Source organism: Nocardioides sp., from assembly GCF_004803405.1.
GTDB lineage: Bacteria > Actinomycetota > Actinomycetes > Propionibacteriales > Nocardioidaceae > Nocardioides > Nocardioides vastitatis.
The window spans coordinates 1-6,928 of the sequence record NZ_SSXI01000311.1; the positions used below are offsets into that span (position 1 = coordinate 1).

A 6,928-nucleotide genomic window follows, 5' to 3' on the forward strand; every position below is an offset into this window, starting at 1 on the left:
TCAACGCCGCCCTGCGCCAAGCGGCCGCTGCGCTGAGGATCGGCGCCCCCGGCCTCCGGCCGGTGGCGCTGTGCGCCGACCTGCCCGCGCTCCGCCCCGAGGACCTCGCGACTGCGCTGGACTTCGTCGCCTCCACGGCGGCGCCGTGCTTCGTCGAGGACGCCGACGGCACCGGCACCACGCTCTACACCGCGTGGTACGACGACTTCGACCCGCGCTTCGGATCCGCCTCCGCAGCGGCACACACCTCGGCGGGCACGACGTCCGTGCCCGGAGATCTGCCCGGGCTGCGGCGCGACGTCGACGACGTCACCGGCCTCGCGGAGGCGTCCGCCTTGGGAGTCGGTCTCGCAACTGCGGGGGCGCTCGCCGGCTGTGCGATCCCCGGCTGACGGTCGGGGAAAAGCGATCAGGCCGCCCTCCCGGAGGAGGACGGCCCGATCACGGTGACTGTGTCGGCCCTCAGGCCTTCTTCGCAGTCTTCTTGGCCGGAGCCTTCTTGGCAGGCGCCTTCTTGGCGGCGGGTGCCTTCTTGGCCGGAGCCTTCTTGGCAGGCGCCTTCTTCGCGGCGGGTGCCTTCTTGGCCGGAGCCTTCTTGGCAGGCGCCTTCTTCGCAGGAGCGGCCTTCGTGGCAGCTGCCTTCGTCGCGGGTGCCTTCTTCGCCGGAGCCTTCTTGGCCGCGGACTTCTTGGCGGCGGCAGCGGCCTTCCTCACCGGAGCAGCGGCCTTCTTGGCCGTGGAGCTCGAAGCAGCCGCGGCCTTCTTGGCCGGCTTCGGCAGCGCGGGCAGCTTCTTGGCACCGGAGATGACGTTCTTCAGGTCCGCGCCAGGCGTGAACTTCGGAACGGCCTTCTTCTTGGTCTTGATGCGGTCACCGGTTTGCGGGTTGCGGACCCAACGGGCGTTGCGTACGGCCTTGTCGAAAGAGCCGAAGCCGGTGATGGCGACCTTCTCGCCCTTCGCGACCTGGCGGGTGATGGTGTCGAGAACCGCGTCAAGGGCGTGGGCCGCGTCCTTACGGCTTCCCTCGAAGCGCTCGGCCAGCGCGTCGATCAACTGAGACTTGTTCACTACCTGTCCTTCCGAAACGACGGCCATGCCGTCCCTTGGGCCTTTGCGGCCGAGCCCACGCTCAGCCGTCCTTTCACGGCACGCTAGGCATTAGTGGCCTCACTCACAATCACCACGCCGTGTTTGGCGCGTGTTTTTTCCCAAATTGGCCGCTATTTCGGGGTTTTCGGTCTTTCGGAGGCCGAACCTGGCCACATCCGGTCAAGACCGAAACGTCCACCAATGGAGAAATCGAACTGCACGAGGCGCAGATCTTCCAGTAGTTGAGCGACTTCTGGCGCCATCGCGGCCTCGGCGATCGACTCTCCCCGATCATCGAGCAGACGACCTTGCTGGATCACGGCGACCTCCCGGTGCACCCGGTCCAGCAGCGCGAGGAACGGCGGCACCGGCGCGTCCGCGACCTCGTAGACCAGAGGGAGGAAGAAGGCCGGGCTGGTGATCGGCACGGTGCGTGCTCGGTTCTGCCCCGGCTGGTTGCTCCAGATGAAGAAGGGCGTGCGGTACAGCGGAAGCCCGCGGTTCTCGTTCTTCAGCGACGAGCCGTAGATGCCGGGGAGATGGTCTCCGTAGAACAGGACGATCGTCTTCTCGTCACTCTCCTCGAGCGTCTCGAGGAAGCTGTCGAGTGCCTGGTCGGTGTACTCGAGGCCGCGTGCGTACTGACCGATCCGCTCGGCCTGGCCGCCCTCGGCGCCCCTGACCTCTATCGGGTCCTCGTAGTTGTCCTCGACCGGGATGTGGTTCTGCATCGTCACCAGGTTCACCAGGAGGGGCTTCTCCTGGTCGTCGATCCGCCTGAGCACCTCGTCGAAGGCGGCATCGTCGGAGATGTAGGGGTTCTCCTCGATCGTGTCGGTCGACCCGATCGTCTCGGCATGGATGAACGACTCGAACCCGAAGCGGCCGTAGACCTGCTTCCGCTTGTACATCCCCTCGCGGTAGGGGTGGATCGCGATCGCCTCGTGCCCCCGGCTCGTGAGCCAACCGACGGCCGACGGATAGTCCGTCTGCTCGGGCACGAGCATCTGGTAGGGCGAGAGCATCTGGGCGCGGAACAGTCCCAGCGACTGGCCCGTCAAGACCTCGAACTCCATGTTGGCCGTGCCGCCGCCGTACATCTGGGCGAGCATGTGCCCGGACGTCGTCTCCGCCATCCGCGCGCGAGTGCGCGGAATCGGGTCGCGCTCGAGCTCGAACCCGTCGAGCTCGGTCGGATCCGTGAACGACTCGCTGAGCACCAGCACGACGTTGACGTCGTCGAGACTTCCGGTGCGCCCCGCGTTGATCCGCTCGGCCACTCGCTCGTAGCGGTCGGCGATCTCGTCCATCGCCGCCTGGTCGTACCCCATCGGCTCCCTCATCGCGTCGACCGGCATGTTGAAGAGGAAGCCGCCGACGAATCCGTTGGCGCGGTAGTTGGTCTTCTGGTTCCAGTAGCGCCAGTGGTCGCCGCGCACCTCGTAGATGCCACGCCAGTAGCTGCCGGGATGGTTGAACTGCGCGGTCTGGAGCAGCAGCGGGCCGGTGATCACGGCGACCGCGAGCCGCAGGCCGAGCACGGCGACCGCTTGGCGGCGAGGCAGCCGCCTCCACGACGGGCGCGGATAGCGCAGGTCCATGCGCCGGCCGATCCGCATTGCCCACACCACGGTCCCGATGGACACCGCGACGGCAACCGCTTGCAGCAGCGGCGACACCATGGAGGTGAGGAACTCGGGCTCGCTCGCGAAGTGGAGGTCGCTGGGGTACACCGGCTCCTCGCGCAGCCGCATCTTCACGATGTTGGCGATGCCGACGGTGATCACGATCGCGATCAGGATCCCGATCGACCACCAGAGCCTGCCGAGCACAGACCAGAGGAGGAGCAGGACGAGCCAGATCACGAGGGTGTCGGCGTAGAACGCGACACCGTCGATGAGCTGGTCCTTCAGCCAACGCGGGTAGAACAGCGCGAATGTGGAGGCTTGGAGGAGCAGCGTCGCGACGACGGCGGCCTGCAGGGTGCCGAGCGCGCCTCGACCCAGCACGGTGCGCAGCGGAGCAGGCTGCGGTGCTTCGAGAGCTGCGGGCGCCTCGGGTTGCTCCTCACCCGCCCGCTCGGCGCGGGCCAGGCTGGACACGGGGTGAACTATAGGTGTCCACCCCGTGCCTCGAGGGCCGGTTGTGGTGAACCGTCAAACCCGCTGCGTCACGGGCTTCCAGCTCGGTCGCCTCGCCTCGTACGACGCGATGTCGGCGTCGTGGCCCAGCGTGATGCCGATGTCGTCGAGACCGTTGAGCAGGCGCCACTTCGTGTACGGGTCGATGTCGAAGGAGTCCTGCACCTCGCCGCCCGGCGTCGAGACCGTCTGTGACTCCAGGTCGACGGTGATCTCGCCACCCGGGTTGTGCTCCAGGTAGTCCCAGAGCCGCTGGATGACCTTCTCGTCGACCTGGGCGGCGACCAGTCCCGCCTTGCCGGAGTTGCCGCGGAAGATGTCGGCGAAGCGGGCCGAGAGGACGACCTTGAAGCCGTAGTTCTGCAGCGCCCAGACGGCGTGCTCGCGCGAGGAGCCGGTGCCGAAGTCGGGACCGGCGACGAGGATCGAGCCGTGTGCGTAGGCCTCGTTGTTGAGCACGAAGGCCGGGTCGTTGCGCCACGCGGCGAACAGGCCGTCCTCGAAGCCGGTGCGGGTCACCCGCTTGAGGTAGACCGCCGGGATGATCTGGTCGGTGTCGACGTTGCTGCGCTTGAGCGGGACGCCGACGCCGGTGTGGGTGGTGAACTTCTCCATGGTCAGGCCTCCTGGCGGACGAGGTCGGCGGGCGAGGACAGGGTGCCGCGGACGGCGGTCGCCGCTGCGACCGGGATCGACACCAGGTGGGTGCGACCGCCCTTGCCCTGCCGGCCCTCGAAGTTGCGGTTGGACGTGGACGCGCTGCGCTCACCGGGGGTGAGCTGGTCGGGGTTCATGCCGAGGCACATCGAGCAGCCTGCGCCTCGCCACTCGGCTCCGGCCTCGATGAAGACCTGGTCGAGGCCCTCTTCCATCGCCTGGTTGCGCACCCGCACCGAGCCCGGGACGACGAGCAGCCGCGTTCCCTCGGCGACCTTGTGGCCCTTGATGATCTCGGCCGCGAGACGGAGGTCCTCGATCCGACCGTTGGTGCAGGAGCCGACGAAGACGGTGTCGACCTTCACCTCGCGCATCGGGGTACCGGCCTGGAGGCCCATGTACTCCAGTGCGTTCTCGCACGCCACCTTGTCGGAGGGGTCCTCGAAGTCGTCGGGCGAGGGGACGGTCGCGCCCAGCGGCACGCCCTGACCCGGGTTGGTGCCCCACGTCACGAACGGCGTCATCTCCGAGGCGTCGAGCACGATCTCCTTGTCGAACACGGCGTCCTCGTCGGTGACGAGGGTCTTCCAGTGCGCGACGGCGGCGTCCCAGTCGTCGCCCTTCGGAGCCTCCGGCTTGCCCTCGATGTAGGCGAAGGTGGTCTCGTCGGGCGCGATCATGCCGGCCTTGGCGCCCCACTCGATCGACATGTTGCAGATGGTCATCCGGCCCTCCATGGAGAGCTCCTGGATGGCCTGTCCGCGGTACTCCACGATGTAGCCCTGGCCACCGCCGGTGCCGGTCTGGGTGATCAGGGTGAGGATCAGGTCCTTGGCCGTCACGCCGTCGGGCAGGCTGCCGTTGACGGTGACCGCCATGGTCTTCGGCTTCGCCTGCATCAGGGTCTGGGTGGCGAGCACGTGCTCCACCTCGGAGGTGCCGATGCCGAACGCGATCGCCCCGAACGCACCGTGCGTGCTGGTGTGCGAGTCCCCGCAGACGATGGTCATGCCGGGCTGGGTCAGGCCGAGCTGCGGGCCGACGACGTGCACGATGCCCTGCTCGATGTCGCCGAGCGGGTGCAGCCGGACACCGAAGTCGGCTGCGTTCTTGCGCAGCGTGTCGACCTGGGTCTTGCTGACCGGGTCGGCGATCGGCTTGTCCCAGTCGATGGTCGGGACGTTGTGGTCCTCGGTCGCGAGGGTCAGGTCGGGACGGCGCACCTTGCGCCCGGCCAGGCGCAGGCCGTCGAAGGCCTGCGGGCTGGTGACCTCGTGGATGAGGTGGAGGTCGATGTAGAGGAGGTCCGGCTCCCCCGGGGTCGACCGGACGACGTGCTCGTCCCACACCTTCTCCGCCAGGGTCTTGCCCATGACTCGCTCCTCGGTTCGAACGGCCCTCGTGGGGCCTGCTGATCTGGCGGCCATCGGCGGTCCCGATGCGCCGTGACCAACTCTACGCTTGCATCCCATCATCCGAGACGGCAGTATTGCCATATGGACAACTCGAGCGGCGTCGGCGTGCTGGACAAGGCGGCCCTGGTTCTCACGGCCCTGGAGTCGGGTCCGGCGACCCTGGCGGGCCTCGTCGCCGGCACCGGGCTCGCCCGACCCACCGCCCACCGGCTGGCGGTGGCGCTGGAGCACCACCGACTGGTGGCGCGCGACATGCAGGGTCGCTTCGTACTCGGCCCGCGACTGGCAGAGCTGTCCGCGGCGGCCGGCGAGGACCGGCTGCTGGCGACCGCGGGGCCGGTGCTGGCGCGACTGCGCGACATCACCGGCGAGTCCGCGCAGCTGTGGCGGCGCCAGGGCGACCACCGCGTCTGCGTGGCGGCCGCTGAGCGACCCTCGGGGCTGCGCGACACCATTCCGGTCGGCTCGCAGCTGACCATGCGCGCCGGCTCCGCAGCGCAGGTGCTGCTCGCCTGGGACGACCCCGAGCGGATCCACCGCGGTCTGCAGAACTCCGCGTTCTCGGCTGCCGAGCTCTCGGCCATCCGGCGCCGCGGCTGGGCCCAGTCCGTCGGTGAGCGGGAGCAAGGTGTCGCCTCGGTCTCGGCTCCCGTCCGCTCGCCCGGCGGGAAGGTGATCGCCGCGGTCTCCGTCTCCGGCCCGCTCGAGCGACTCTCCCGCCAGCCCGGCCGGATGCACGCTCCGGCGGTCCTGGCCGCTGCCGAGCGACTCTCCGAGTCGCTGCGACGGGCCGCCGCGGAGTGAGCTCGGTCCTCGCATGACCCTGCTCGGTCAGAACAACGCCTCCTGCTCCAATCCCAGCAGTGTCTGCTTGCGGTCGATGCCGCCGGCGTAGCCGGTCAGCGTTCCGTTGGCGCCGATGATCCGGTGGCACGGCACCACGATCGGGATCGGGTTGGCCCCGTTGGCGAGCCCGACCGCGCGCGAGGCGGCATTGCTCTTGCCGAGGCGGGCGGCGATCTGGCCGTACGAGGCCGTCTCGCCGTAGCCGACCAGCTTGAGCTGCTCCCACACCGCGACCTGCCAGGTGGTGCCGACCGGCGCCAGGGGGAGGTCGAACTCCTTGCGGTCGCGAGCGAAGTACTCGCGCAACTGCCGGACGGCCTCGACCAGGATCGGTGCGTCGTCGTCGCGGTCGCCGCGGGGGCGGCCGCTGGTGTCACGGAACGGCGAGAACTCGATCGCGGTGATCGCACCCCCCTGCTCGACGATGCGCAGCGGTCCAACGGGCGACTCGATGACGGTCCACATGGCTCTCTCTCATTCTCCCAGCGGGTCGGACAGGGATGTCCACAGGTGCAGCAGGGCATAGGACCGCCAGGGCGACCAGCGCTCGGGGTCCGCGTCGGGGTGCTCGACCCGGGCGTTGCGCACGCCGACGTCGGTCGGCAGCCACACGTCGGGGTGGCCCAGCGCGCGGAGCGCGATGTAGTCAGCCGTCCAGGGACCGATCCCGGGTAGCGCCAGCAGCCGGCGCCGGACCTCCGCCCGGTCGGGGCCGCGGTCGAGCGAGACCTCACCGGCGGCGATCGCGGCAGCCAGGCCAGCCAGCGCGCGGGCCCG

Annotated in this window: 6 protein-coding genes and 2 pseudogenes; 2 read left to right on the plus strand and 6 right to left on the minus strand. The window is 69.2% G+C overall.

Going from position 1 to position 6,928, the window contains the following annotated elements; genetic code table 11:
• Positions 1-392: pseudogene (locus E7Z54_RS23605) on the plus strand (2-phospho-L-lactate guanylyltransferase); the annotation flags it as partial.
• Between the two features lie 70 nt (positions 393-462).
• On the opposite strand, the gene E7Z54_RS24280 reads toward E7Z54_RS23605, so the two are convergent.
• From E7Z54_RS24280 to leuC, 4 genes are all read right to left on the minus strand, one after another.
• Positions 463-1,098 (minus strand): HU family DNA-binding protein, encoded by a 636-nt coding sequence (locus E7Z54_RS24280; RefSeq protein WP_168798448.1) that lies wholly within the window; start codon positions 1,096-1,098, stop codon positions 463-465.
• Positions 1,099-1,223: 125 nt separating this feature from the next.
• Positions 1,224-3,194, minus strand: coding sequence for an LTA synthase family protein (locus E7Z54_RS21350; RefSeq protein ID WP_136436747.1), 1,971 nt, complete (start codon positions 3,192-3,194; stop codon positions 1,224-1,226).
• Between the two features lie 54 nt (positions 3,195-3,248).
• Positions 3,249-3,848, minus strand: a complete 600-nt coding sequence (leuD, locus tag E7Z54_RS21355) for a 3-isopropylmalate dehydratase small subunit (protein WP_136436748.1) — start codon at positions 3,846-3,848, stop codon at positions 3,249-3,251.
• Between the two features lie 2 nt (positions 3,849-3,850).
• The gene (leuC, locus tag E7Z54_RS21360) at positions 3,851-5,263 is read right to left on the minus strand and encodes a 3-isopropylmalate dehydratase large subunit (RefSeq protein ID WP_136436749.1); all 1,413 of its coding nucleotides are present in this window, start codon (positions 5,261-5,263) and stop codon (positions 3,851-3,853) included.
• 123 nt (positions 5,264-5,386) lie between these two features.
• Here leuC and E7Z54_RS21365 point away from each other — a divergent pair, with 123 nt between their 5' ends.
• The gene (locus E7Z54_RS21365; protein WP_038680330.1) at positions 5,387-6,109 is read left to right on the plus strand and encodes an IclR family transcriptional regulator; all 723 of its coding nucleotides are present in this window, start codon (positions 5,387-5,389) and stop codon (positions 6,107-6,109) included.
• 27 nt (positions 6,110-6,136) lie between these two features.
• On the opposite strand, the gene E7Z54_RS21370 is transcribed toward E7Z54_RS21365, so the two are convergent.
• Both E7Z54_RS21370 and E7Z54_RS21375 read right to left on the minus strand, forming a co-directional pair.
• Positions 6,137-6,616 (minus strand): methylated-DNA--[protein]-cysteine S-methyltransferase, encoded by a 480-nt coding sequence (locus E7Z54_RS21370; RefSeq protein ID WP_136436750.1) that lies wholly within the window; start codon positions 6,614-6,616, stop codon positions 6,137-6,139.
• A 9-nt stretch (positions 6,617-6,625) separates the two neighbouring features.
• Positions 6,626-6,928: pseudogene (locus tag E7Z54_RS21375) on the minus strand (DNA-3-methyladenine glycosylase 2 family protein); the annotation flags it as partial.